Annotated in this window: 28 protein-coding genes and 1 tRNA gene; all 29 read right to left on the bottom strand. The window is 69.1% G+C overall.

Annotated features, from left to right (window positions below; genetic code table 11):
• Positions 1-524 precede the first annotated feature (524 nt).
• Entirely contained in the window at positions 525-1,454 is a 930-nt protein-coding gene (locus Q7W02_00145) for an ABC transporter substrate-binding protein (protein ID MDO8474599.1), read from the bottom strand.
• Between the two features lie 110 nt (positions 1,455-1,564).
• The gene (locus tag Q7W02_00140) at positions 1,565-2,674 is read right to left on the bottom strand and encodes a site-specific integrase (GenBank protein ID MDO8474598.1); all 1,110 of its coding nucleotides are present in this window, start codon (positions 2,672-2,674) and stop codon (positions 1,565-1,567) included.
• Complete coding sequence (locus Q7W02_00135) at positions 2,674-3,024, bottom strand: hypothetical protein (GenBank protein ID MDO8474597.1); 351 nt, start codon at positions 3,022-3,024, stop codon at positions 2,674-2,676. The genes Q7W02_00140 and Q7W02_00135 overlap by 1 nt, the downstream gene beginning before the upstream one ends.
• Positions 3,021-3,563 (bottom strand): hypothetical protein, encoded by a 543-nt coding sequence (locus tag Q7W02_00130; GenBank protein ID MDO8474596.1) that lies wholly within the window; start codon positions 3,561-3,563, stop codon positions 3,021-3,023. The genes Q7W02_00135 and Q7W02_00130 overlap by 4 nt, the downstream gene beginning before the upstream one ends.
• Positions 3,560-3,862: a hypothetical protein gene (locus Q7W02_00125; protein ID MDO8474595.1), complete on the bottom strand. Its 303-nt coding sequence runs from the start codon at positions 3,860-3,862 to the stop codon at positions 3,560-3,562. The genes Q7W02_00130 and Q7W02_00125 overlap by 4 nt, the downstream gene beginning before the upstream one ends.
• Entirely contained in the window at positions 3,862-4,206 is a 345-nt protein-coding gene (locus Q7W02_00120) for a hypothetical protein (protein MDO8474594.1), read from the bottom strand. Before Q7W02_00120 ends, Q7W02_00125 begins: the two co-directional genes overlap by 1 nt.
• Before the next feature lie 70 nt (positions 4,207-4,276).
• Positions 4,277-4,477: a helix-turn-helix domain-containing protein gene (locus Q7W02_00115; protein MDO8474593.1), complete on the bottom strand. Its 201-nt coding sequence runs from the start codon at positions 4,475-4,477 to the stop codon at positions 4,277-4,279.
• 291 nt (positions 4,478-4,768) lie between these two features.
• Positions 4,769-5,023, bottom strand: coding sequence for a hypothetical protein (locus Q7W02_00110; protein MDO8474592.1), 255 nt, complete (start codon positions 5,021-5,023; stop codon positions 4,769-4,771).
• Position 5,024: 1 nt separating this feature from the next.
• Positions 5,025-5,264, bottom strand: coding sequence for a hypothetical protein (locus Q7W02_00105; GenBank protein MDO8474591.1), 240 nt, complete (start codon positions 5,262-5,264; stop codon positions 5,025-5,027).
• The gene (locus tag Q7W02_00100) at positions 5,261-5,671 is read right to left on the bottom strand and encodes a hypothetical protein (protein ID MDO8474590.1); all 411 of its coding nucleotides are present in this window, start codon (positions 5,669-5,671) and stop codon (positions 5,261-5,263) included. Before Q7W02_00100 ends, Q7W02_00105 begins: the two co-directional genes overlap by 4 nt.
• Entirely contained in the window at positions 5,668-6,066 is a 399-nt protein-coding gene (locus Q7W02_00095; protein MDO8474589.1) for a hypothetical protein, read from the bottom strand. Before Q7W02_00095 ends, Q7W02_00100 begins: the two co-directional genes overlap by 4 nt.
• The gene (locus tag Q7W02_00090) at positions 6,063-6,530 is read right to left on the bottom strand and encodes a hypothetical protein (protein MDO8474588.1); all 468 of its coding nucleotides are present in this window, start codon (positions 6,528-6,530) and stop codon (positions 6,063-6,065) included. Before Q7W02_00090 ends, Q7W02_00095 begins: the two co-directional genes overlap by 4 nt.
• A gap of 42 nt (positions 6,531-6,572) precedes the next feature.
• On the bottom strand, positions 6,573-8,633 hold the full coding sequence (locus Q7W02_00085; protein ID MDO8474587.1) for a hypothetical protein: 2,061 nt from the start codon (positions 8,631-8,633) through the stop codon (positions 6,573-6,575).
• 3 nt (positions 8,634-8,636) lie between these two features.
• The gene (locus Q7W02_00080) at positions 8,637-9,152 is read right to left on the bottom strand and encodes a hypothetical protein (protein MDO8474586.1); all 516 of its coding nucleotides are present in this window, start codon (positions 9,150-9,152) and stop codon (positions 8,637-8,639) included.
• A 98-nt stretch (positions 9,153-9,250) separates the two neighbouring features.
• Positions 9,251-10,141 (bottom strand): conserved phage C-terminal domain-containing protein, encoded by an 891-nt coding sequence (locus Q7W02_00075; GenBank protein MDO8474585.1) that lies wholly within the window; start codon positions 10,139-10,141, stop codon positions 9,251-9,253.
• Positions 10,138-10,929, bottom strand: coding sequence for a hypothetical protein (locus tag Q7W02_00070; GenBank protein MDO8474584.1), 792 nt, complete (start codon positions 10,927-10,929; stop codon positions 10,138-10,140). The genes Q7W02_00075 and Q7W02_00070 overlap by 4 nt, the downstream gene beginning before the upstream one ends.
• Positions 10,929-11,237, bottom strand: a complete 309-nt coding sequence (locus tag Q7W02_00065; protein MDO8474583.1) for a helix-turn-helix domain-containing protein — start codon at positions 11,235-11,237, stop codon at positions 10,929-10,931. The genes Q7W02_00070 and Q7W02_00065 overlap by 1 nt, the downstream gene beginning before the upstream one ends.
• Positions 11,234-11,440: a hypothetical protein gene (locus Q7W02_00060; protein ID MDO8474582.1), complete on the bottom strand. Its 207-nt coding sequence runs from the start codon at positions 11,438-11,440 to the stop codon at positions 11,234-11,236. Before Q7W02_00060 ends, Q7W02_00065 begins: the two co-directional genes overlap by 4 nt.
• 50 nt (positions 11,441-11,490) lie before the next feature.
• Complete coding sequence (locus Q7W02_00055) at positions 11,491-11,994, bottom strand: hypothetical protein (GenBank protein MDO8474581.1); 504 nt, start codon at positions 11,992-11,994, stop codon at positions 11,491-11,493.
• A 255-nt stretch (positions 11,995-12,249) separates the two neighbouring features.
• A tRNA-Val gene (locus Q7W02_00050) sits at positions 12,250-12,325 on the bottom strand.
• A 10-nt stretch (positions 12,326-12,335) separates the two neighbouring features.
• The gene (locus tag Q7W02_00045; protein MDO8474580.1) at positions 12,336-12,908 is read right to left on the bottom strand and encodes a hypothetical protein; all 573 of its coding nucleotides are present in this window, start codon (positions 12,906-12,908) and stop codon (positions 12,336-12,338) included.
• Positions 12,905-13,147 carry a hypothetical protein gene (locus Q7W02_00040; GenBank protein MDO8474579.1) on the bottom strand — a complete coding sequence of 81 codons (243 nt, stop codon included), beginning with the start codon at positions 13,145-13,147 and terminating at the stop codon, positions 12,905-12,907. Before Q7W02_00040 ends, Q7W02_00045 begins: the two co-directional genes overlap by 4 nt.
• 57 nt (positions 13,148-13,204) lie before the next feature.
• Positions 13,205-13,984, bottom strand: coding sequence for an endonuclease/exonuclease/phosphatase family protein (locus Q7W02_00035; GenBank protein ID MDO8474578.1), 780 nt, complete (start codon positions 13,982-13,984; stop codon positions 13,205-13,207).
• 163 nt (positions 13,985-14,147) lie between these two features.
• On the bottom strand, positions 14,148-15,968 hold the full coding sequence (locus tag Q7W02_00030; GenBank protein MDO8474577.1) for an aldehyde ferredoxin oxidoreductase family protein: 1,821 nt from the start codon (positions 15,966-15,968) through the stop codon (positions 14,148-14,150).
• A 245-nt stretch (positions 15,969-16,213) separates the two neighbouring features.
• Positions 16,214-18,274: a DUF3488 and transglutaminase-like domain-containing protein gene (locus Q7W02_00025; GenBank protein MDO8474576.1), complete on the bottom strand. Its 2,061-nt coding sequence runs from the start codon at positions 18,272-18,274 to the stop codon at positions 16,214-16,216.
• Positions 18,275-19,288 carry a DUF58 domain-containing protein gene (locus Q7W02_00020; protein ID MDO8474575.1) on the bottom strand — a complete coding sequence of 338 codons (1,014 nt, stop codon included), beginning with the start codon at positions 19,286-19,288 and terminating at the stop codon, positions 18,275-18,277.
• Positions 19,289-19,355: 67 nt separating this feature from the next.
• Positions 19,356-20,291 (bottom strand): MoxR family ATPase, encoded by a 936-nt coding sequence (locus tag Q7W02_00015; GenBank protein MDO8474574.1) that lies wholly within the window; start codon positions 20,289-20,291, stop codon positions 19,356-19,358.
• Between the two features lie 116 nt (positions 20,292-20,407).
• Positions 20,408-20,554: a hypothetical protein gene (locus Q7W02_00010; protein ID MDO8474573.1), complete on the bottom strand. Its 147-nt coding sequence runs from the start codon at positions 20,552-20,554 to the stop codon at positions 20,408-20,410.
• Positions 20,555-21,471: 917 nt separating this feature from the next.
• The gene (locus Q7W02_00005) at positions 21,472-21,825 is read right to left on the bottom strand and encodes a hypothetical protein (protein MDO8474572.1); all 354 of its coding nucleotides are present in this window, start codon (positions 21,823-21,825) and stop codon (positions 21,472-21,474) included.
• Between the last annotated feature and the right edge of the window lie 486 nt (positions 21,826-22,311).

The raw sequence follows: 22,311 nt of genomic DNA, 5'->3' as shown, positions 1-22,311 counted from the left end.
GTCTTGCAGGCTGATGGGCGCGGTTGTCATGCCGCCCCTGCCGCCCGTGTTGGCGGAGACACTGCACACCAGTAGGGCCCCTTCGCTCCACGGGCATTACCCCGCTTCGTCGCTACTACGGACCCCTCCGTCACCCTCTCGCCGTCCGCCCACTTCCCAGGGTCACTGGTTATAGCTTGGACATGGCTCCGCCGCTTTCGCAGTGGGGCGAGGAAGGCTTCTCCAGTCGCTCGACGTGTCCTGGTCACCGTGCCGTCGCTCTCACCCCGCCGGAGTGTTCCGCCGCATCAGCCAGGTGCGACGTGCCATGCTGCCTTCGCCTCTCAACCGTGAGGCTCGGCCTCCGGATCTTTGGTATGTCGGGGCCACCTGTGCGTTCACTTCCGTTACGGCCCGGGGACTCACTCACCATCCTTCCGATGGCTTGGTCGGTGGGCTTCAGAGTCTTGGTTTCCCGCCACCCTGCCACCCAAGTTACGGGGCTCTGGCTCTTACCCCGGCGGGGCTGTCTCCCGCTGAACACGTCAGCTTTCTCTGGACGCACGGTTGATCATCAGCTCGAACTTGGTCGGCTGCTCCACGGGCAGGTCGGCGGGCTTGGAGCCCTTGAGGATCTTGTCCACGTAGTAGGCGGCCCGCCTGTGCATGCCCGCGTAGCTCGGCCCAAAGGACATCAAACCTCCCGCCTCGACCAACTCCCGGTACGCATACACCCCGGGTAGGCGGTGTTTGGCCTCGAATTCCACGATGCGCGCGCGGTTGTGTAAGAAGAGACGATCTGCCAACACGAGGAGTGCGCCTGACCGCTCTCTGAGAATGGCCGCGAACGCGGCTTGGAATTCTTCCGAGACTCGTACCCCAAGGAGCTGCACCTTGATTCCCAACACCTGAGCGGCAGCCCGCGTCTCCTTCAAGGAACCGACATGAAACGGATTGTCCGGGTTCCACAGCACAGCGATGTGCGAGAGCTTGGGCACCACTTCCCTGAGCAGCTCCAACCGTTTCCCTTCCAGTTCCGGTGCGATCGAGGTCAATCCGGTGCTGTTTCCACCGGGCCGCGCGAGGCTCGCGACGAGGCCCACGCCGATGGGGTCGCCGACGGCCACCATGACCAGAGGGATCGACGTTGTCGCCTTCTTGACGGCGAGCGAGGCGGGCGTGCCGGCGGTAACGATCACGTCCACCTTCACGGCGATCAGCTCGGCGATGAGGGCAGGAAAGCGCTCATACTTTCCTTCCGCCCATCGATACTCGATCAGGATGTTCCGGCCCTCGACGTAGCCGAGCTCGCGCAGCCCTTCGCGGAACGGCCCGACGAGATTGGCCTCAAGGGCAGCGGTGGAGTTCCCGAGGAAACCTATCCGGGGTACCTTCGCCGCCTGCTGCGCCTCAGCGGCCAGCGGCGCGGCGAGAAGGCCGCCAGCGATCACCCCGATGAACGTGCGCCGCTCCATCACTGGGTCCTCCCGCAGGCGGTCTGCGAGTCTGGGATGTGCTCCGCGACTGCCTGATAAGAATGGTGGGCGGAGCAGGGCTCGAACCTGCGACCCCGGCCTTGTAAGGGTCACGCCCCGGCCTGTGCTGGCGCGTACTTGCGCGCCTGCTGCCACGGCTCGCTGCCACTGACGGCCTCCGCGGCGGCCCGGAGCGTCGCGTCCGTGACCGCCGCGTACCGTCGCATCATCCGCTCCGTCTTCCAGCCGCCGAGGGCCATCACGATCGGCGCCGTGAAGCCGCGGTTGAGCGCCATGGTGGCCCCGTGGTGGCGCAGATCGTGGAAGTGGAAGTCCTGCAGGCCCGAGGCTCTGGCCGCCTTGCGGAACACCTTGCCGATCCGGTCCCGCCGGTACGGGCGTCCCTCCGGGCCCGGGAAGGCCCACGCGCTCTCATGGCCGGCGAGCTGGAGGGCCAGGAGCTTCCGCGCCGCCTCGCTCAGCATCACCGGGCGCGCGCCGGCCTTCGCGCGCGGGAGCAGGATCACGCCTTGCTCGAGGTGGACGTCGGCGCGCTGGAGAAGGCGGATCTCCGAGAGCCGCATGAGCGTGAGCGCCGCCAGCGTCGCGATCTCGCGGAAAGGGGAGGCCAGCGTCGCCAGCACCGTGAGCTCCTCGTCGGGCCGGAGCCAGCGGACCCGCGTCTCGTCCTCCGGGAAGAACGCGCCCTCGGGGAACCGATGCCCGGGCAGCGCCTTCTTGAGCGCCGCGCGTAGCGTGCGAAGGTCCCGGTTGATCGTGCTGGGCTTCGCCCGTGGCACCAGGCGCTCCTGGGGCTCGCCGGCGATCGTCTCCACGATCGTCTTGCCCTCCTGGGCGCGCGCGAGCCGGAAGGCGAAGATGTCGCGATCACCGAGGGCGCTAACCGGCTTCGCCAGCAGCTCGGGGCAAAGACGCGTGATCGCCGCGACGGTCGACTCCGCCCGCACCGTCGTCTCCTCGCCCTTGCCGCGGGCCGTGAGGTCGGCCACGTAGAACTCGAGGAGCTGGCGCAACGTCGCCGGCTGGGCGCCGTCCTGCTCGACCTGGGCGGCGCTGGCCTTCAGCTCGCCGAGCATCTCGGCCTCCGCATCCCGGGCCTCCTCGCGCGTCGCCCGAAAGGCGGCCCTTCGGATCCCGCGATACGCCACGCGGGCCTGCCAGGTCCATCTGCCGTGATTCCGGATTCGCTTGACGGCCATCACGCGCCTCCCTGCTCCGGTCGCCGCCCGATCCTCGGCCCCCGCACCGGGTTGACGGGGCTCGCCGCTCCTGCCTCGAGCCGGAGGCCGTCAATCCACCGTCGCGGCCGCCACGCCTGCGCCGTCTCCAGGAGGCGGCCGACCTCGATCGAGAGCGCATAGGCTTCGTCCTTGAGCACGCGGGCCTCGGCATGGAAGGCGTCGCGGCGGCGGGGCGTGTGCGGGTCCGCGCCCGGCCCTCGCAAGCGCTGGACGCCGATCACCAGCCCACTGATCCGGCCGGGCAAGCCCTCCAGCCGTACCGCGACGGCCGCCAGGTGTTCGACCAGGTCCGCCGACTTGACCGTCATCGCCCGGCCTGATCGTCCGGCGGCACGTCGCCGCCAGGGTGCTCGGGCTGCCATAGGCGGTTGAGGTTCTTGATTTCGGTTTGCCTGGCTTTTTCCCGTTCGAACACGCCCACCGCGAAGTCCGTCTTGAGCAGCCCTCTGTCGATGAGCACCTCGAGCAGGACCAGCGCCTGCATTGTCGACGGGTTGAACATGTTGGTCCACTGGCCGACTACCTTCACCAGGCTGGCCAGCTTGTCCTCCATCGTGTCCTTTGCGCCCTCCAATGCGGCCAGGCGGCGCCCGATCTCGGCCGTCGACGGCAGCAGCATCTCGTTCACCGCGTTGAGCAGCTTTGACGGCTGGCCGATGACCTCCGCCTCGATCCTCCACACGGCTTTGTCCACCTCGTTGCGTATCTGGAGCGGCAGCAGTTCGTGGATCTCCGTCTCCAGCGCGGCCACGCGGCACTCCTCGGTCATCGACTTCTGCGCCAGGGTCTTTATCGCCGCCTCGACGTCGGCCAGGCGCTGCTCGATCGTCGGCGGCGCCGGCGTCATGACGCGCCCTCCTTCCCCAGCCCCTCGAACAGCGGGCGGACCCCGGGGGTCGCCGGCGGATCGGTTGCCGGCCAGCACGCCTTCCCCTTGAGGGCCCCGCTCGCCCCCTCCTCGAGCTCGCTACTCTCTTGCTTGAGGAAGAGGACCAGGGCATCGCGGAAGATGAGGTTGGCCACCTTGTGGTCCGTGAATGCCTCAGCCAGGATCTTCTCCAGGAGCTCGGCGGCCGTCTGGATGCGAGCGGCGGCGTACTGAACGGCAGAAGCGTCGAGGGTGAGTGGCACGGCGGGCGCGCTCATCACGCCACCGCCTTCCGCTTCCCGAACACGGACGGGCCCAGGTACTTCTCGCGGGCGGCCTCCGCCTCTTTGAGCGCCTCCTCGAGGGCATCCATGGCGAAGCCGTTGATCCAGTCGCCGATCTCCTGCTGCTCGTCGACCGTCAGCCCCGGGGGCATGTCCAGGCTGTCCGTTCGGAGAAGTACCGCGGCCGCGCGCGCCTTCGAGAGCGCGGTCTCCAGGTCACTCGAGAACTCGACCTCGGAGTCAGACTCGGAGTCAGATGTTTTGGTCGGACCAGTGGACGGCCGGGGCGCCTTGTCTGGCGTCGGACGCCGGAGCCGTGCTACCTTGGGCTTGCTCATTCGCTCCTCCTTCGTCGGGTGTGGGTGATGGGCCATGGCCCCGGGCGGTTCGCGCCGCCGCGGGGCGTTTCTACGTCTTCCGCTTCTTCTCGCTCCGAATCCGCTGGAGCAGCCGGGCCACCGGCTCCGGGATGCCGCGCTCGCCAGTCTCCCAGCGCGCAACCGTGACGCGATGCACGCCCAGCGCTTCGGCGAGCTCCGTCTGGGTCAGTCCCATCTCCGCACGGATGCGCCGTAGCTCGGGCGGCTTCACCTCGCACCGTGTAACCATCTGTTGCATGGCCTGAGTGTAACCATCTGCACCTCCCCTGTCAAGTGCGCCCTTCAAGCTCCGCCAGCGCCGCCTCGAGCAGGCCCCGCACCCGCTGGTCCCGCCCAGCCAGGGCCGCGGCCTTGCGCCGGCGGCTCCGCTCCATGCGGCACCGCCCGCTACAGACGGTCTGCCGACCCTCAAGTGCTCGTTTGCCACAGACCGGGCACCGCCCGGAGGCTACCACAGGCGTACGTACGTCGGGAGAGCGTGGCGGGGGCGCGGAATGGGGCAATGACATGGCCGGACGGCCTAGTGGGCGCCTGAACGCGCCAGCGAGTGTATGACGAGCGGCGCTGTCCGGAATGGAGTCACGGCGGCCGCGCGCAGGCCCCGTCGGTCCCACAGGCGGGCGAACACGACCGTCTCCCCTGCCTGCGGGATCCACGGATCGTAGTGCCCAAGTGAAAACCGCCGCCGCTCGCCTGTCTCCGCGATGATGAACCCGACTTGACAGGCCGAATCGTAGCGCTCGATCACGCCGACGCCGGGGCGCGGAGAGCACATCTTAGGCGCCCGGCCGGTCAAGCCAGCGCGGGCGACGCGGCGCGGGCGGGCGCGGATCTTCGTCGCGCTCCGCGGCCGTCAACTCGCGGAACAGCGTTGTCGGGGTCGCATTGATCCATCGGGGGGCCGACGTCGGCGGACGCCGATAATTGACGAGGGCGTCCCAGCCGTCGCGAGTGACAGGCGCGGCCTTGCGACGACGCAGCCGCGCGCGCAGGTAGACCAGGAGGCGGGCGATCATGGCCGCGTCGCCATCGCGTAGTCGGCGAAGTTGATCGCGCGCGCCTCGAATTCCCGCGTCGTGTAGCGGCGATCGAGCATCAAGCCGACGTCGCTGGCGTGTTTGCACTCGTGGTACAGGACCTTCTCCCATTGCTCCGGGAGCACATCGACGCGCATATAGATCGTGACGGGCACGCCGCGGCGGGGGTCCGTTTCCCCGGCGGCCCAGCCCGGCTCCCCGTCGGCGGTCACGAAGCGCCACGTGACCCGCGGCAGTCGGAGCCCGAGCCACACCGCGCGGCGCACGGTCGCCTTGGCGAGGGCCAGTTGCGTCGGCGACGGCCACGCGGGCGACAAGTCTGCGAGCGTGCGGCCGGGCGGCAGGCCCCAGACCTCGGTCAGGATCTCGTCGAGCCCGTCGCTCATGGAGCCTTGGCCGCGAGGGCTGCGAGGACTGCCTCCGCTTCCCGATCGCGCGCGGCCTGCTCGGAGCTGTAGTAGCCGGGCGACAGGCCGGGCGATGCGCGCGGTGTATCCTTGAGCGTCTCGGTCACGAGCTCGTCGAGATGATCGTCGAATGCCGACGGCTGGAGACGGTCGGCATCCGCCCTCGCGCGCTCGATGATGCGCGCCGCGTCCTCGTGAAGGTGGGCCTCGAAGTTGTCGAGCTGATGATGCGCACTTTCGATATCCGCCGGCCCGGCGCTACCGATCCACACCCACCAGCCCGACGCGCCCGCGCGCACCAGGCCGTTGACGACGATCGAGGGGAAGCCGGCGTGCCGCCCTCTGACGTATACCGCCTCGGCCGCCGGGTTCACTGTGCGCCCCAGAGCCGGGCGATGAGGCCGTCGAGCTGCTCACGCTGCGCGAGGACCGAGGTGAGGAGATCCCCCTTCTGGCGGATGCGCCAGGCGAGATCCGCGGCCGTGCTCAATTGCTGAGACATGATGACGCGGATCCTGAGCAGCCGCGCGCGCTCGGCTAGCGTCGCGTGCTCGGCGCGGCGCTCGAGCCGATCGAAGATCCGGCCCGCCAGGACGTGGTTGTCCAGGTTGGGCTCGGCCGCGAAGCATTCGAGGGCTGCCGTGCACACGGTCGCCCGGCCGGGCGCGTCGAGAAACGCCCACAGTGCCGGCTGCCGCGACTCGGGCGGCCAGGCCACGCGGTCGGCGGGTGACATGTCCCCCTTGTCGACGGGCGCGTGCAGCCAGAGATCCACATCACCATCGTGCTCACGAATCCCGGTGCCGCCCTCTGCCACGTGCAAAAAGTCGAGTCCCATTTGCGTGTCTCCTGTTTAGTGTGAGGTTCACACTTCTCCGCCCTACCGCCTCCCGTAGACAGCGAGCTGCTCGTCCTGCAACCGCCCGGCGATCGCGTCCATGATCGCTTGGCGGTTCTCCTCGGACATCTGCGGGCCGCCAGGGGGACGACGGATCATGCCGGTCCCAGCGCCCCCGTCACGCGCCGAGGCGCCGGCCAAGCCGAGGAGTGCCCTAGTCGCGAGCGTCGCCGCATCGGCCAGCCCGGTCAAGACCGGCGTGGTGTCGCCGGCGCCGCCCGTCAGGCCTTCGATCGCACGGGCGAGCTGCTTCGAGGGGTCCTCCATCAGGCGCGACAGCGTCTCGCGGGGCGAAAGTCCCTCCTTGTCCATTTGCCGGAACAGATCCACGCGGCCCACTGCGGCGCCGATGTCGCCGATCGGGACCCGATCGCCGCGGAGGGCGCGCTCATCCTGTTCCCGCACCCGCCGCAAGAGGTCCGGGACGTCGTCGATGCTGATCGACGTCAGGCCCTCGCGGGACGCCCTGGATTCGGCGATGCTCGCCTGCTGGGAGAAGATGCCTTTCGCCTGCTCGCGGATGCCCTTGTAAAGATCAGAGATTTTCGAGACGTTGTCGAGCCACACCCTGGACCCGGCGCCGCCGGCCTCGGCGATCTCAGCCAGGAAGCCGCGCTGAACTTCGAGCTGCTCCTTGAACATGCTCTTCCCGCTGATCTGACCCTGGAACGTAAGCAGCGACTCGGCCATCGCCCGTTGCGTCTGGAAGACCCTCGACTCCGCGTCCTGCTGCTCCTGGAGCGAGCGGCGCGGATCGCCCATCGCCGCGCGCGCGGCCTCGAGCTCGCCCGAGATACTGATCCGGCCCATTCGCACCGCGTGCGCCTGCTGCCGATCTTCGAGCGCGATGAGGTCCGCGTTGCCCTTCCGCCTGTCCTCCTCATCGGCGGACCGGGCGGCCGCGCGCAGGTTACTTTGCCGGCGTGTGATGTCGCCGAGGATCTTGTCCTGGACGTCCTGCGCGACGGGTGTGCCGCGTTTCGCGGCGGCGTCGAAGATGTTTTGCGCCTTGACGCGCTCGCCGGCGTCCATTTCCTTGATCGTGGCCTCGACGAGCTCGAGCTTGGCCGCCCGGAGGCGCTGCGTTGAGTCGGCGAGTTGGTCGACCGTCTCCGCGCTCTGACGCTGCAGGCCGATCTGCTGGATCAGGAGTTGGCTTGCTTCAATGCCCGCCTTCGCGTCGATCTTCGGGAACGTCACCGTGCGCGTGAGCTTGTCCGTGTCAGCCTGCGACTCCGCGAGTTCCTTCCGCGACGTCTCGACGTCCTTGCCGAGGACACTGAAGAACGCGATCATCTCCTGGAAACTGCGCTCGCGCGCACCGAAGCCGAACCAGGACCTCGCGCCGGTCCGTTGCGCCGCCTGTTCCTTCTTCGAGACGAGATCGTCGAACTCCGCTGTGCGCTTGGCGACTTCAGCCTGCGCCGCCCCCGGGTCCTTGTTGAACACTGCGGCGTCAAGTCGGGCCTTCGCATCGACTACTCCCTTGACGCGCTCGATATAAAAACCGAGGGCGACAGTCCCGATCGCCAAACCTGTCCCGACACCAGCCCCCGCGACGCCGAGCCCCTTCATGGCGCGGACGGCTTCGCCGCCGACCTGGACCATCGCGCCGAGCTGTGGATTGACCGCGCTGACGATGGTCCCGGCAAAGATCCGAGCGGACTGCGTCCCTTCGCGAACGGAGAGGTTCCAGGCCTCGGCCTTCTCGCCCGACTTAGCGAGGGCTTGCCCGTGCGATTGGACCGCGGTCACGATGCCCTTGTTCAACGCGAGATCGGCGGCCCGGAACTGATCCTGGGGCCGCGCCTCCATCCCGCGGCCGATCAGACTGCCGGTGGCTTCGCTCTGCAGCGGACCGATGAAGTCCTTGGTGAAGGCCGCGTGCGCCTGCGCCGCCGCCTTTGCCATCCCCGCGGCGAAGCGGTCGCCGACCGTGATGCCGGCGAGGTGTGCCGAGGGCGCGAGGGCCTGGAAGCTCGCGCGGAGCGAAGAATCATCCGCAAAAAGCTTGACGAACGCAGATAAAATTTCAGAAGGCATGGGCTATGTCTCCTCGGTTGGCGCGGCGGTGGATCGGTGCGGCCAGTTCGCGGGAAGGGATCGACAGCGAGCCTTGAGCTGCATGTGCGCGGTTTGCAGCCGGGCCGCTTGCGCGCGCGCGTCGGCCAGGCTGTGGGAGCGCGTGACCGCCGCGGGCCGCGGCTCCTCGAGATCCTGATACGCCTCCAGCTCAGCCCATGCAGGGTCGGGCCACTCAGTGAGCACCTCGGCGATGAGATCGCGGAGTACTTCGCGGGCGACCTCCGGGTGCTCGACGGAGGACCGGCGCGCGAGGAACTCGTCGGGCAGTCTGCCGAATCGCTCGCGGGCCTCGCGCCCCATCTTCGCCACGAGGTAATCGGCGCCCACCAGGGAGACGTGGTCCTTGTAGATCTGCTCGATCTTGCCGGCCGTCCGGCGGGCCATTTGGTCCTGCCGCCCGATCAGGGCGTCGATCAGCGCCGTGCTCTCGGGCTTGACCGGCCGACCGCGAGGCTTCTTTTCCGTGTGATTTTTCATGCCATGCCTACCCGAATTACGCGCCCGCGCTGACCCGCTCCCACGGGGCTGTCGAAGAACCTTCGAGGGGTGGGCGTGGGCGGCCCCCTCCCCCCGCGTCATGTGGCCCCCCTGGGGTCGTCTGCAGGCGTCTGCACAGGCTCGCGCTCGCCCCACGCGTCCACATGTCGGCTTGGCGTCGCCTTGTCCGAGCCGTTGGTCGCCGCCTGGAGGTATCCGTCGAACTTGACTCCGAAGAGCGTTGACGGGCGTAGATACTTGGCCATGTCGGTACGGGACCACTCCGAGACCTTGGCCTTGACGACGTGGCGGGCCTGCTCGAGCGTGAAGCCTTCCGCGATCCGCGCCTGGATAGGCCGGAGCTGATTTGCCGTCGCCTTGAAGTGCAGACCTCCGATCTCGTTCAAGGCTTCCAACCAGACAACAACCTGAGCGTGAGCCCCATCCCCATTCCCCCCTTGGGGGGTTAGGGGGATAGGTTCCTGCTCCTGCTTTTCTCCTGCTCCTGCTCCTGCTCCTGATAAGCCTAAGGCTTCGGGGAAGGCTATCGGGAAGGCTTCGCCAAAGGCTTCCAGCCAGGCTTTCCCCTTGGCTTCTAGCCAGCCCTTAAGCATGGCTTCGGCCTTTGCCTTGAGGGAGCACTCGGCGACCTCGGCCATGTACGTGCGCCACGAGCGGACGACGTTCGGGCTCTCGGGCGGGTTGTGCTTGATCGCTTTGGGCAGGAACAGCACGCGCGCTGGCCAGTCGGCTTCGGCCATTCCTTGAGCGGCGATCTCCGCGAAGGCCTGGCGGAACTTCGGGAGCGGCCAGCCGAGGGCCTCGGCCAGCGCCGCCTCGCCAGCGACCGACAGCCCCGGGATCGGTCCGGTGTGCGGACCCGTGAGGAGGTAGATCCACAGGTACCGCGCGTTGTGCTGGGGCGCGGAGAGCGCGCGGAACCGGGCGTCGCCCCACATGGCGACGGTGATCTTGCGGTACCGGCTCACGGCCGCTCTCTCCGCAGACTCTTGCCGGGCAGCTCGTGAATCGAGCCCCAGGGCCCGGCCAAGCGATCGGCGACACGCAGGCCCACGGCGTCGTCAAGCTGCCTTCTCGTGAGATTGGACGTGAACACGGTCACGCCATCCCGCGCCTCGCGGTGGACGAAGATCTCCTCGAGCATGCCCTCAAGAAAACTGTCGGCCCGGACGTAGGCGGCGCCGATGTCGTCGAGGACAATCGCGAACGTCGAGAGGGCTTGCTCGAGGGCCTCCTCGCGCTGCAGGGGATTCATGAGGCGGCGGCTGAGGTCGCGCACGTCGAAGAACCGGATGTCTTCACCGGACACGCGGAGGACGCCCGCGGCCGCGACGGTCTTTCCGACGCCGACAGGGCCGAGCAAGCCGAGGCAGGAGGCCGCTTCGCCGGCCGATTCCTCCTCGTCGGCGCCCTCGCAAAATTGCCGCGCCGCCCTGACGGCGGGCGTCTGCAGGCCCTGGTAGAGATTGCTCGACCAGTAGCGGCGCGGCATCTCGGCGCCCTTCGCCTTCGAGTACCACTCGTAGTCGCGCGTCTCCCACAGCTCGATCGCCTTCAGCTCCGTCGCGCTGAGGACCGGCTCGGGCAGATAGTCGGAGGGATTGAGCGTGGCGTCGGCGAGGCGCCGCTTGGCGCTGCGGACGTACCGGGCCACCTCGTCGAGATGCTGATCCGAGGGGGCGGCCCACGGCGAGACGCGCTTCGCCGCTGGCGGGGTCTCGACGGCCGTGCTCACGCGCGCGCGGCCGTCGGCCATCACGCCGACCACCGGAGCGCCCCAGGACCGCGCTTGCCAAAACGCTCGGGCTTCAACTCACCGGCCTTGACTTTCCTCAAGACCGTTCTGGTTGAGAGCTGGAGCCGCTTCGCCATCTCCGCCGTCGTCAGCATTTCCCCATTCGCGCCCGGCGCGGTCGACGGCATCACAGCGGCGAGCGCGGCGGCGAGTTGACCGTACTCGAGCCACGCGCGCTCATCGCCGGCGTTAACCTTGGCCTCGAGCTGTCCGAGCCGCTCGATCAGGTGCTGCTCGGCGCGGGCCAGGGCGAGCTGGGCGGGCCTCATGACGACGGGATTTCCTCGCGCCCTACGAAGACCACCTTGTTGGCGGCGCGGCGGACTGATTCGAAATCGAAGAGGGGGTAGCCGCGCGCGCTCAGGGCGGCAACAGTGAGTACCTTCGCGTCGATCAAGCGATCAACCGCCGCCGTGTTCTTCAGGGCGAGGAGGTCGCGAACATCGGCGGCGGTGAAGAGCATCTTCCCCATGGCCGCCAGCCTAGCAGCCCCGACGGGACACACCCGGCGGGTCTGTGCCTCTACTTCAGAAAGCGGCGGAGTGTCTTGGCGCCCGGTGGTCGCTCGCTCCTGTATCTATAGCGGAGCCTGCGAATCCGGATCGTGAGGTCTGAGGACTCCATGCGTTTCTGTCGATAATCCTCCTGGAGGTCTTTGTCCCGCCGCCGCCACTTCCGGGCCCTCTTCTGGGCCGCGAGATGCACCTTCTTTCCTCCTTCGATCGCGGCAGCCTTGCGCTGCGCGAGAACCCGGGCCCGGGCTTGCTCTTCGCGGAACGCCGGCCGATTCTGCTCCACGAGCTGCTCGGCATCGTGAAACACCGTCACCGCGTCCAGGTAGTCATCTTTGCCGGCAAGACTGCGGGCTGCAGCCAGACGCCGCCGAGCCCGGGTCGACAGCTCGAGCGACTGGCCGGGCTTGACCCACGTCATCTGGTCGAGCTGGGCCACGCGGCGCTCAAGCGCGCCGCTGAGCACCTGAGCGCGCGCCTTGCGCGTCGCCTCGGTGGTGTCACGGGAGCGCATTGCCCCTCCTCATGGAGCGCCTCGAGAGAAATCGCGGGCGGGCCGGCGAGGTCCGGCTGTTCGGCGCCGTTCATGAGGCGGCGCCTAGCCCGCGGGGCCGAGTCTACGTCATGGGCGAGAGATTAGTCTCGCCTCACTTCTGCTGCCATTCCGCTGCCATTGCCCTGTCCAAAAGTGTCCTTTTCTGTCCTTTTGCCATCACCCGACCGACGCGCCGAAGTGGGCGATAAGTCGTGGAAAGTACTGGAAAATAGATGGTGGGCGGAGCAGGGCTCGAACCTGCGACCCCGGCCTTGTAAGGGCCGTGCTCTTCCAGCTGAGCTATCCGCCCGGATGCGTCGTTACCCGGCTGGGCCGATCGCGGCCCAGATGCGCTCGAAGCGTGCCGGCACCTCGGGATCGTCGCTGACGCGACCCAGCTCAGTCAGCCATCGCCGGACATACGCGACGTCGAGCGCCTTTCCTTGACGCGCCACGATGCCCTCGATGTCGAGCACATCCTGCACACGCCCTGCCAGCGCCTTGTGTATGACCAAGTCCTCGGCGGAGCAGACCCGCACGGCTCGATCGCCGCCCAGATCATACGCCACGCTGCGGGCGATGACCTCCTCTTCGTAGCCCGGCAGCCCAAGGCTGACGTCAGCCTCGCTGCCGCCCGGCACGGTGAGGGGCAGCACACGGTGCTCCAGAGCAAAAGCGACAGGGTCCTCGACCCGTGCCGGAAAGGCGGCCACGATCTCCCGCAGTGTCGCGGTCTCGCTCCCGGGGGGCAGCAGGATGGTGACATCCACGTCCCGGGTGAAGCGCGGCTGACCCCAGCGCTGGACCGCGAAACCGCCGATGATCGCGTAGGGGATGGCGCGGCTGGTGAAGAAGCGATCGAGCCGCCAGGCGGTTTCGAACTGCTGGTTCACCGCGGGCCGCTGAGGCGACGTCGGAGGGCGACGCGCTCCTCGATCGCCCGCCGGTCGAGCCCGGCAGGATCCGCAAGGGCGCGCGACGCCTGCCATACGCGGCACAGGGAGTCGTACTCGTCGCGCGCTCCCTCCACGCTGAGCGACGCGAGACGACGCAGGGTCTCGGCGCGGAGTACGCGCTCTGCCGCTCGGTGCCCATCGAGGTACCGCTTCAGGTCGGCGCGGGAGAGGCCCATGGCAACCCTATTCTAACCCACCACCCCCTCACCGGCTCAGCCCCGCCTCGCGGGAGATCAAGGGCGCCTCACGCGCGGCACGGCGGCGTCGAGGTCGAGGACCAGAGCGGCGTGGTCGCTGAGTACGTCACGGCGCGCGCGCCGCCGACGGCGGCCGGGGATCGCGCCCCACTCGTGGCGGGCTTCGCTGAGCCGCGGCCGGAGCGCGCGGTTCACGAAGGCCTGGTCGATCCTGAAGCCGTTGCCGCCGTTCGGTGAGTACCACGTGTAGGCGCGCTCGCCGCCCCGGAGAAGGCGAAACGCGTCGGCCCAGCCTGCGGCCTCAAGGCCGCGGACCCAGCCGTCCTCCTCGACGATGAAGGCCGGCACCTCTTCGTCGAGGTCGATCAGCCCCGAGTTCGTGTCACCGACGAGGAGCGCCGGCCCCCGGCGCCAGGTGTGGGCCACGCCGAGCACCGCGTCGAGGAAGGGGAACTTGCGGCCCGTCACGCGGTTGGGCACGTGCATCACGCCCAGCGTGAGGGCGCAGGGCCCGGCGATGCGTGCGAGGAGCCAGCGGCCCGACTCGGCGGCGGGCGCGGTGGCGAGGCTTACCCGCGCGAGCGGCCAGCGTGAGGCGATGAGCAAGCTGTTGGCCCGAGGGAGCGCGGCGGACGCGGTGCTCAGCTGGTGCAGGAGCCCGTGTCCGGCCAGAGCGCCGGCCAGCTCCACGCTGGGCGGCGTGGCGCGGAACTCGGAAAGCGCCACGACATCCGGCGCCCAGCGCGCGATTTGGCCGGCGATGCCTGCGACGCGCCGGCCGCCACCGGCGCGGATGTTCCAGGAGACGATACGCATTCCGCTCACGCGGCGTCCATCCCCCTCGCCTCCACCCCCCTCGCCTCCACCCCCCTCGCCCTACCCTCTCCCCCAGTGGGGGAGAGGGAGGTGGAAACCCGCTACCCTCTCCCCCGGTGGGGGAGAGGGAGATGAAGGCCGGCTCCGCATTGGGGAGAGAAAATCATGCGAGGCCGAGAGAGGCCAGGCGCTCGTTCGTGGGCACGCCGTCTGTGTCCCAGCCGCGGAGCGCGTAGTAGCGGTCGAGCATGGCCGACAGCTCCTCGGGCGGGCAGTACATGCCGGCCGAGGGCCCAGCGGGGATGGGCTCGTGCATCACGCGCCAGGGCAGCACGTCGTCCTTGCGCCGAACGCCCTCGCGCACGTTGAAGAGACGCTCCAGGTTGATCACGCGCTCGCCCACGCGCTCCAGCTCTTCCACGCTCATGTCCCAGCCGGTGACGGCGCGGACCATGCGCGCGTAGGGCTCTTCCACGAAGAGGCCGAAGCCGCGCTCGGACGTGAACCGGCAGAGCACGAGCGAGTCGTCCACGGCGGTGAAGTGCTGGCTGCGCACGGCGAACTCGGGCTTGCCGTCCGTGCCGCGCCGGTCGTAGCCCTGCGCGTACTGCGGCGTCGGCCGCGTGTCGTGGTGGCTGCCGCCGCGCGTTGCCGTCGCGTAGCCGATGGACATGCCCTTGAGCGCGCGCGCCGAGTGCGCGGGCAGCTCGAGGCGCTTGACGGCGTAGACGGCCTTGGTCGCCTCGGGGTGGACGGACTCGGCCAGGCGCCAGCCGCCCTCGGCCAGGCGGTCGCCGAAGCCCTCGCGCGCGGCCGTCATCTCGATGAGGCGCAGCATGCCGCGCCAGTCGCCCCAGCCGAACGGCACGCCGATCTCGTCCGGCATGAGCCAGCCGCGCTCGAGCGCCTCGGCCACGAAGGACAGCGTCACGCCCATGGTGATGGTGTCCATGCCCAGGAGATCGCAGAGGTCGTTCGCCTTGGCGAGCGAGCCCGCGTGCGCGTTGCCCAACATGGACCCGAAGGCAAAGATCGTCTCGTACTCCGGCATCTTGGCCTTGATGCCGCTGAGCTCGCCGTCGCGGATCTCGTATTGCTTGCCGCAGGCGACGGGGCACTTGAGGCACGTGGTGTCGCGGTCGTGGTAGCGGGCGTGCATCTCCTCGCCCGAGATCGCCAGGGCCCCGGCGAAGGTCTCCTGGCGCAGATTGTAGGATCCCAGCGCCCCCAGCGTGTTGATCGGCTTGACGAGGAAGGACGTGCCGTAGGTCGAGAGCGCCTTGGTGCCCGTCGTGAGCGGCTCCCGCTTTTCGTCGAGCAATGCCTTGAGGGCCACCGGATCGGCGATCCCGGTCTTGAGCCCGCCCGTGACGACCACCGCCTTGACGCGCTTGGCGCCGAGCACGGCGCCGATGCCGCCGCGACCCGCCACGCCCTCGCGGTTCTTCCAGTAGGTCGCGAGACACGCGAAGCGCACCAGGCGCTCCCCCGCGGGGCCGATCGCCATCACGTCTGTCTCGGCGCCTTCGACGGCCTGGATGGCGTGCACGGTGTCGCGGGTCGTCTGCCCCCAGAGGCCGGCCGCCGGCTTCACCTCGACCCCCGCTTCCCCCACCTTTAAATAGACGGGCGCGGCCGCCTGTCCCGTGATGACGATGGCGTCGAAGCCCGTGCGCTTCATGGTGGCGGGCCAGCGTCCGCCGAAGGTCGAGTCGAAGAAGAGACCGGTCAGCGGCGACTTGGAGGCGACGCAGGCGCGGCTGTTCCCCGGCACCGTGGTGTCGGTGACGGGCCCGACGGCGAAGACGACCGCGTTGGCCGCGTCGTAGGGGTCCGTCCCAGCGGGCACGTGATCGAGCAGGAGCCGCGCGGCCAACCCGTTGCCGCCAAGGAGCGTCCGCGCGGTCTCCTCGCCCAGCGCCTCGACGCGGCTCGCGCCGCGCGTGACGTCGACGAACAGGATGCGTCCCCCATACCCCTTCATAAAGTGGCGCCCATTGTACTCGTCGGGCAGGCCCCTCTGGAAGCGGGTAGTGGGTCAGTTGGGCGCTGGGTACTGGGCCAAGTTGCGAGCCAGACGAGGCCCGAGGGAGCCAGCTTTGCCTAGCGTACGTGGGTGTACGTTGAGCGTCGCTGGCAACCGAGAACGTGGAAGTTCGAGCTGAGCGGCCCCGCCGCGAGGCGAGGGCTGAGTAGATCTGACGAAGCAAATTGGCCCAGGGTGCGGGGCTAGCGCCGGCGGAGCGAGGCGAGCGCGGCGTCCAGCGCCGCCGCCTCGGCGGGTGACAGCGCGCTCTCGCCAAACCGGCAGCGCTCGTAGGCGCCCGTGAGCCGCGCGACGGCCGACGCGAACGCGGGCGCCGCGCCCTCGACGCGCTGCGAGAACTCGCGCGCCGTCTCCGTTGAGCCGCGGCGGAAGCCGCGCCGCCCGAGCGCCCGCAGGGCCTGGAGGTAGAAGCGCGGCACGGCGGCCGCGGCCGCGCGGCGCGCGGCGCCCGGCGCATGGCGCCGGAGGAACCAGGCCGCGACGAGCACCGACACCACGATCGCGGCCACCCACCCGCGCGGCACGGCGCGCAGTGAGTCGCGCCACCCGAGCAAGGAGCCGCGCCACTCCGAAGCCCCGCGGTGCACGGAGGCCGCCACGCTCACCTGGTCGCGCAGGCTCCAGTTGACCACGTAGCGATACCAGCGCATGCGGAGTGCGTCGAGATAGAGCGCCGCCGCGCTCCGCGCGCCGAACGCCTCCTCGGCCGCGGCGCGCGGCGAGGGATCGAAGGTGACCCAGCCCGGGCCGTCGAGGAACGCCTCGACCCAGGAGTGCGCGTCCTTCATGCGAACCATGAAGTAGGCGCCGTACGGATTCCAGTCTCCACGTTGGAAGCCGCCGATGACTCTCGCCGGGATGCCGACGCTGCGCAGCATGACGGCCATCGCGGCGGCGAAGTACTCGCAGTTGCCCGAGCGCCGCACGAAGAGGAACTCCTCGAGCGGGCCGAGCGTCGTCTGCTGCTTGAGGACGAGCGTGTACGTGAACTGGGTGCTCAGGTAGTGGTTCAGCTTGAGGGCGGCCTCGTAGGGACTCCGGCTGCCCGCCGTCACCTCTCGCGCCAGGGCCGGGATGCGGTCCGGCAGGGGCGGCAGCTGGAGATAGCGCGCGGCGCCCGGCGGCTGCGTGACAAGCGGCCACGCAGCGTCGCGCAGGCCCCGGGGTGGAGTCACCTCGAGCTCCGAGTCCACCGAGTACTGGAGCCGAGCGGACGACGCGGGCGTGGTGATGCTGCCCATATCGTCGAGCCCGACGGCGCCCAGCCGCATCTCGATGCGGAGCGCCTGCGGGGCGGCGAAGACGGCGTCGGCGCCGATCGGTTCGAGGAAGATCTCCTGGCGCACGAGCGGCCCGGTGCCTCGGGGCTCGGTGACGCGAAACACGCCCGACGGGTCGCGCCGGAGGAGACCGCGCCGGCGCGAGGCCGCCTCCCAGATGCGCCCGTCGAAGCGGTCGAAGGCGAGCCCGCGCCAGCGAAGGTTGGGCAGCCGCTCGGGGTCTTTCACGCTCTCCGGGAAGCTCACGCGCATCACCACCGTCTGGTCGGTCTCGATCTCGCCGTAGGCGCCCAGCTCCACGCGGTCGGTGAAACCGGAAATGCGCTTGCCGAGCTCGGCCCGGAAGGGCAGCGTCGCCTGGCCCACGCGCGGGATGATGAAGAACATCAGGCCCGCGAGCGCGAACGTGCCCGCCGCCGCCGCGAGCGAGATCCTGAAGAGGGGGTTCCGCGGCCCGATCCCGCCCGCCGTGAGATCCGTGACGCCGATCTTCGCCCGCTCCGACTCGGAGACGACGTGGTGCAGGATCAGCATCCAGGTGCCCAGCAAAAGGAAGGCAATGAAGACGAAGAGGAAGCTCACGTTGAACGTGACGGCCGAGGCCGCCACCAGCATGAAAAAGGCGAGGAAGCCCGCGTCCCGCAGGTCCTTCAGCGAGCGGCGGCGGAAGAGGCGCATCAGGATCAGGAAGAGCAGGAGATGGACCATGCCGTCGAGGAGGCTCTGGGCGAGGTAGAGCAGGTCGAGCGCGATCGCGGCGGCCGCGGCCACGACGAGCGCCCAGGCGAAGATCGGGCGCACCGGCATGCGGTCGCGCACCTGGTCGATGACCCAGCTGCCGGTGAGGGCCAGCGCCAGGATGGCCCCGCCGACCGGGCCCAGCAGCCCCGCCAGGGCGAGCGCGGCGACGCCGGCGCAGACGAGCAGGTAGGTGACGAGGCGGAGTGCTAAGAGCGCGGGCATTCAGTCGAGCTCCACGCGCACTTCGCGCAGCGAGCGCCAGCCTCCGGCGTCGGGCCCCGGTTCTGCCGCGCTCGCCCCGGGCGCGCGCGGATCGTAGAGGGCCAGCTCCGTCAGGATGCGCCGCGCCTGGCCGAGCCCGCGCCCGAGCGGCACGAAGAGCCCCGCGCCCGTGAGCTCAACCCCGGCGCCGGCGCGCGCCAGGTGCGCCGCGATGGAGGCCGCCTCGGAGAGGGCCGTTTCGAGCCTCGCCGCGTCCCGCTCGCCCCTGCCCGAAAGGACGACGCGCGTGTCCTCGGTCGTCTCGGCCTCCATCTCGCGCACCAGCAGCGACTCGACCTTGGCGCTCGACCGCCAGTGGATGAGGCGCGGATCGTCCCCTGCCCGGTAGGCGCGCAGGTTGTACAGGTCGTGGCCGCGCCCGCGCCGGCGCACCGCCGAGGTGCCGTCGCCAACGAGGCGGAGAAGCGACTCGGGCGAGATGGACCGCACCGCCGGAAAGACGAGCACCTCGCGGTCGAGCATCACGCGACCCGCCTTGAGGAAGAGCCCGAAGGGGAAGCGCGTGGTCAGCCGCACGCCGGCCAGGCGCTGGCGACCGCGGGCCGGCAAGATCTCTTCCCATGTCAGCAGCCGGTCGCGGCCGGCCTCGAGCCGCGGCAGGTAGATGAAGCGCGTCGGTCCGCCGCGCGTGAGCAGCTCGAGCGTGACCGAGTACGAGGTCAGCCAGCGCTTGCTGTTGGCGAGCACGGCGCCGAAGAGCGCCGGCGCGCCGGCGTAGATCTCCTCGGGCGCGTCGGCATCGAGGCGCAGGCCGCGCATCGACTGCTCCGACAGCACGCCGGAGACCACGATGAGGCTCAGCAGGAGCGAGACGAGCAGGTAGAGGAGGTTGTTACCGGTGTTGATCGCCGCGACGCCGAGACCGATGACGACGAACAGGCACCACCAGCCGTCGCGCGTCGGCCAGATGGTGCGGCGCGGCCTGAACGGCCGCCACCACCATTCGCTGTCCATTAGGCGCCTCGCGGGGGCGGGCAATCTCTTCGGGAGGACGGGCCACTTCATGACAGCGGTGCGGCGCTCAGCGCGGGACGGGAACGTCCTGGACGATCGAGCGCAGCACGGCTTCGGCGTCCATGCCGCCGCCCTGCGCGCCGCGGCCCTTGACCATGACGCGGTGGGCGAGCGCCGGAACCGCGAGGCTCTTGACGTCGTCGGGCACGAGATAGTCCCGGCCGTCGGCGAGCGCCTGCGCCCGCGCCGCGCGCAGGAGCGCGAGCGACCCGCGCGGGCTCACGCCCAGCGAGAGCAGCGGGGAGGTTCGCGTAGCGGCGACCAGCGCCATGATGTAGTCGAGCACCGACTCGTCGGCCCGCACGCGGTCGGCCTCCTCCTGGAGCGCCATCACGTCCTCCGCCTGGAGGACCGGCACCAGGGTCTCGAGCACGGGCGAGCCCGCGCCGCGCAGCACGGATTTCTCGTCCGGCGCGCCGGGATAGCCGATGCGGATGCGCAGGAGGAAGCGGTCCAGCTGGGACTCGGGCAAGGGGTACGTGCCCTCGTGCTCGCGCGGGTTCTGGGTCGCGAGCACCATGAAGGGCCGCGGCAGCGGGTACGTCGTGTGGTCGAGCGAGACCTGCGCCTCGTTCATGGCCTCGAGCAGGCTCGACTGCGTCTTGGGCGTGGTGCGGTTGATCTCGTCGGCCAGCACGATGTTGGTGAAGAGCGGGCCCGGCTTGAAGACGAACTCGCTCTTGCCCGGCTCCCAGATGCTGACGCCGATGACGTCGGACGGCAGCATATCGGAGGTGAACTGGATTCGCTGGAACCCGGCGCCGATGGAGCGGGCGAGCGCCGCGGCCAGCGTGGTCTTGCCGACGCCGGGGACGTCCTCGATCAGGAGGTGCCCGCGCGCGAGGAGGCCCACCACGGCCAGCCGGACGACCTCGGGCTTGCCCACGAGGGCGCGGCCGACGCTGGCCTCGAGACGGTGGATCAGATCAAGCGCGTGGGACATGGACTTCCAATATACACCGGCGCCCCGGCCGGCCACGACTGTCAGCCGGGGCGCGCTTCCGCTCACGAGGTGAAGACCGCCCGGGTCAGGTCGCGCCGGGCCTCGTCGTCCGCGGGCTACTTCCCCTTCAGCGTGACGTCCTCGTAGGGCGCCGAGTAGGCGTGGCCGGAGATGAGGCCGAGGCCCGACTCCTGGACGCGCGGCCCCACGCCGTTCAGGAAGGCCAGCTCCCAGATGGGCGCGTACATGACCTTGTCGTACACGAGCTGCTGGATCCTGTGCAGGGTCGCCTCGCGGCGCTTGCGGTCCAGCTCGGCCGCCTGCTCCTGGAAGAGTCCGTCGATGTCCGGGTACCCGCCGTAGGCGTAGGTCCCGCCGGTGAGAGCGTAGATAACATAAAATCCGTTTCAGTCATGGCCCGCCTCGTCCGAGGAGCGGGTAGGCGACATAAAGGCCCGGCTGCGGGATCACCGATGCGCTACGCGCGGTTCTCTCGGCGCCAGCCACCCCGCCGTCGGCGCCCGCCGGCCCCGGCCCGGTCTGACAATGGCCTTTTTGTCGCCTTCGCGCTCGCAGTGTCGGAATCTCAGAGGGTTAGTTCGGTCACCAAGTTGCGTGAAACTCATGACTTATGCCACGCGGATGGACCGATGTTCGATGGGACGGGTGAACAGAAACGCCAGTCCATCGGCATCCACTCGCCATACGAGGGCCCCGACCCTTAGCCGAGGTCCCGCGGGAGGAACAAGTTCCAGGCGCACCATGGTCCCGGTCTTCAGCCGTGCCTTAGTCCTGACTCTCGCTCCGTGTGTGCTGATGTCCACGGCGTGCGATAGATATCGACTGGTCCCTGCTTCCAGGACGACAGGCCACAAGACCCTGGTCCGAACGTGGTGCCGCCGGTCCTGCTGCGGCTGGGGGATAGTCACGGAGTGTACAGCCCGCAAGCCACGTGCCAATCCGACAGGACTATGGAGACTGCTGGGTTGCTAGACAATGGCAGGGAAACTGTTCGCGCTTGTCGTGTCATGGGGGTGTCCAATTCCTGACACTTCCGGAAACTATGGACCCTAGTGACAGGGGCATCCGACCGCATCCAACCTCGCGGGTAGGGGCATACGGTGAGCGCGCCGGTCGACCGAGGCCCGCAATCCTCTCTTCGCGGGGCCCATAGGCAACATTAACGCCAGTTCGCATCAGAGAGCTTCTGCTCGGGCTGGTGGCAGTCGGTGGTATTGAAGACAAGCAGGGTCAACACGGCAGCCAGGCAGAGATGTTTCATGCCCAACCTCTGAGCACGAAGAGGAAGGAGTCGCCAGCCCTCAAGCACGAAGGCCGCGTGGATCTCGTCGGCATCCACGCGCACCCCGAACAAGCACCGCGCGCAGAGCACCTCGCCCAGGCAGACCGCGCAATCATTGAGGAATCCGCATGTCGAGCCGCAGCGCGGGCAGCCGGTCGCGCGCAACCCGAACTCACGTTCGTAGGACAAGGCTGAGGATCGTATCGCTGCGCCGCGGTCCCTGATCGCCATGATGATCGGCTCTCTCCGCACGTCGGGCAGAGCTAGGGCAGCAACATCTTGGTGAGCAAGGCCAGCACGATCGCTGTCGCGAACGCCATCCAGTCCCGCATCTCGGGCCTCCCCGATCACTGCCTCTGGCCGAGCGAGCTTACTCGACCTGATTGCACAGGCAGCATGGGTCGAGCCAAGAACTGCAATGCTTGTAGAACGGGGTGTTACGGAGAATCCGGCGAGTCTGCGCTTCGAAACGTAAGGTTTCTCGACTCGATACGAAAATTCGTGAATATCGTCTGAGGCCGGCCGCGACGCCGCGCCGATGGGCGCGTGCTGGTCGAGTTGAGGAAGGCGTGGCGCGATGGCACGACGCATCTGCTGTTCGAGCCCGCCGAGTTCCTGGAGAAGTTGGCCGCGCTGACGCCGCGACCCGAGGTGCACTTGCTCCTCTACCACGGGGCCCGGGCGCCGCATGCTCGCTGGCGCCGGCAGATCGTAGGC

The organism is Candidatus Rokuibacteriota bacterium, from assembly GCA_030647435.1.
Classification (GTDB): domain Bacteria; phylum Methylomirabilota; class Methylomirabilia; order Rokubacteriales; family CSP1-6; genus AR37.
This window is presented reverse-complemented; position numbering and strand designations above follow the sequence as displayed.

What these genes read in the sequence shown, in the direction of transcription:
- Q7W02_00145 (MDO8474599.1), bottom strand. Translation starts at nt 1,454, where the DNA reads ATGGAGCGGCGCACGTTCATCGGGGTGATCGCTGGCGGCCTTCTCGCC.
- Q7W02_00140 (MDO8474598.1), bottom strand. Translation starts at nt 2,674, where the DNA reads ATGGCCGTCAAGCGAATCCGGAATCACGGCAGATGGACCTGGCAGGCC.
- Q7W02_00135 (MDO8474597.1), bottom strand. Translation starts at nt 3,024, where the DNA reads ATGACGGTCAAGTCGGCGGACCTGGTCGAACACCTGGCGGCCGTCGCG.
- Q7W02_00130 (MDO8474596.1), bottom strand. Translation starts at nt 3,563, where the DNA reads ATGACGCCGGCGCCGCCGACGATCGAGCAGCGCCTGGCCGACGTCGAG.
- Q7W02_00125 (MDO8474595.1), bottom strand. Translation starts at nt 3,862, where the DNA reads ATGAGCGCGCCCGCCGTGCCACTCACCCTCGACGCTTCTGCCGTTCAG.
- Q7W02_00120 (MDO8474594.1), bottom strand. Translation starts at nt 4,206, where the DNA reads ATGAGCAAGCCCAAGGTAGCACGGCTCCGGCGTCCGACGCCAGACAAG.
- Q7W02_00115 (MDO8474593.1), bottom strand. Translation starts at nt 4,477, where the DNA reads ATGGTTACACGGTGCGAGGTGAAGCCGCCCGAGCTACGGCGCATCCGT.
- Q7W02_00110 (MDO8474592.1), bottom strand. Translation starts at nt 5,023, where the DNA reads ATGTGCTCTCCGCGCCCCGGCGTCGGCGTGATCGAGCGCTACGATTCG.
- Q7W02_00105 (MDO8474591.1), bottom strand. Translation starts at nt 5,264, where the DNA reads ATGATCGCCCGCCTCCTGGTCTACCTGCGCGCGCGGCTGCGTCGTCGC.
- Q7W02_00100 (MDO8474590.1), bottom strand. Translation starts at nt 5,671, where the DNA reads ATGAGCGACGGGCTCGACGAGATCCTGACCGAGGTCTGGGGCCTGCCG.
- Q7W02_00090 (MDO8474588.1), bottom strand. Translation starts at nt 6,530, where the DNA reads ATGGGACTCGACTTTTTGCACGTGGCAGAGGGCGGCACCGGGATTCGT.
- Q7W02_00085 (MDO8474587.1), bottom strand. Translation starts at nt 8,633, where the DNA reads ATGCCTTCTGAAATTTTATCTGCGTTCGTCAAGCTTTTTGCGGATGAT.
- Q7W02_00080 (MDO8474586.1), bottom strand. Translation starts at nt 9,152, where the DNA reads ATGAAAAATCACACGGAAAAGAAGCCTCGCGGTCGGCCGGTCAAGCCC.
- Q7W02_00070 (MDO8474584.1), bottom strand. Translation starts at nt 10,929, where the DNA reads ATGGCCGACGGCCGCGCGCGCGTGAGCACGGCCGTCGAGACCCCGCCA.
- Q7W02_00065 (MDO8474583.1), bottom strand. Translation starts at nt 11,237, where the DNA reads ATGAGGCCCGCCCAGCTCGCCCTGGCCCGCGCCGAGCAGCACCTGATC.
- Q7W02_00060 (MDO8474582.1), bottom strand. Translation starts at nt 11,440, where the DNA reads ATGGGGAAGATGCTCTTCACCGCCGCCGATGTTCGCGACCTCCTCGCC.
- Q7W02_00055 (MDO8474581.1), bottom strand. Translation starts at nt 11,994, where the DNA reads ATGCGCTCCCGTGACACCACCGAGGCGACGCGCAAGGCGCGCGCTCAG.
- Q7W02_00040 (MDO8474579.1), bottom strand. Translation starts at nt 13,147, where the DNA reads ATGGGCCTCTCCCGCGCCGACCTGAAGCGGTACCTCGATGGGCACCGA.
- Q7W02_00035 (MDO8474578.1), bottom strand. Translation starts at nt 13,984, where the DNA reads ATGCGTATCGTCTCCTGGAACATCCGCGCCGGTGGCGGCCGGCGCGTC.
- Q7W02_00030 (MDO8474577.1), bottom strand. Translation starts at nt 15,968, where the DNA reads ATGAAGGGGTATGGGGGACGCATCCTGTTCGTCGACGTCACGCGCGGC.
- Q7W02_00025 (MDO8474576.1), bottom strand. Translation starts at nt 18,274, where the DNA reads ATGCCCGCGCTCTTAGCACTCCGCCTCGTCACCTACCTGCTCGTCTGC.
- Q7W02_00020 (MDO8474575.1), bottom strand. Translation starts at nt 19,288, where the DNA reads ATGGACAGCGAATGGTGGTGGCGGCCGTTCAGGCCGCGCCGCACCATC.
- Q7W02_00015 (MDO8474574.1), bottom strand. Translation starts at nt 20,291, where the DNA reads ATGTCCCACGCGCTTGATCTGATCCACCGTCTCGAGGCCAGCGTCGGC.
- Q7W02_00005 (MDO8474572.1), bottom strand. Translation starts at nt 21,825, where the DNA reads ATGGCGATCAGGGACCGCGGCGCAGCGATACGATCCTCAGCCTTGTCC.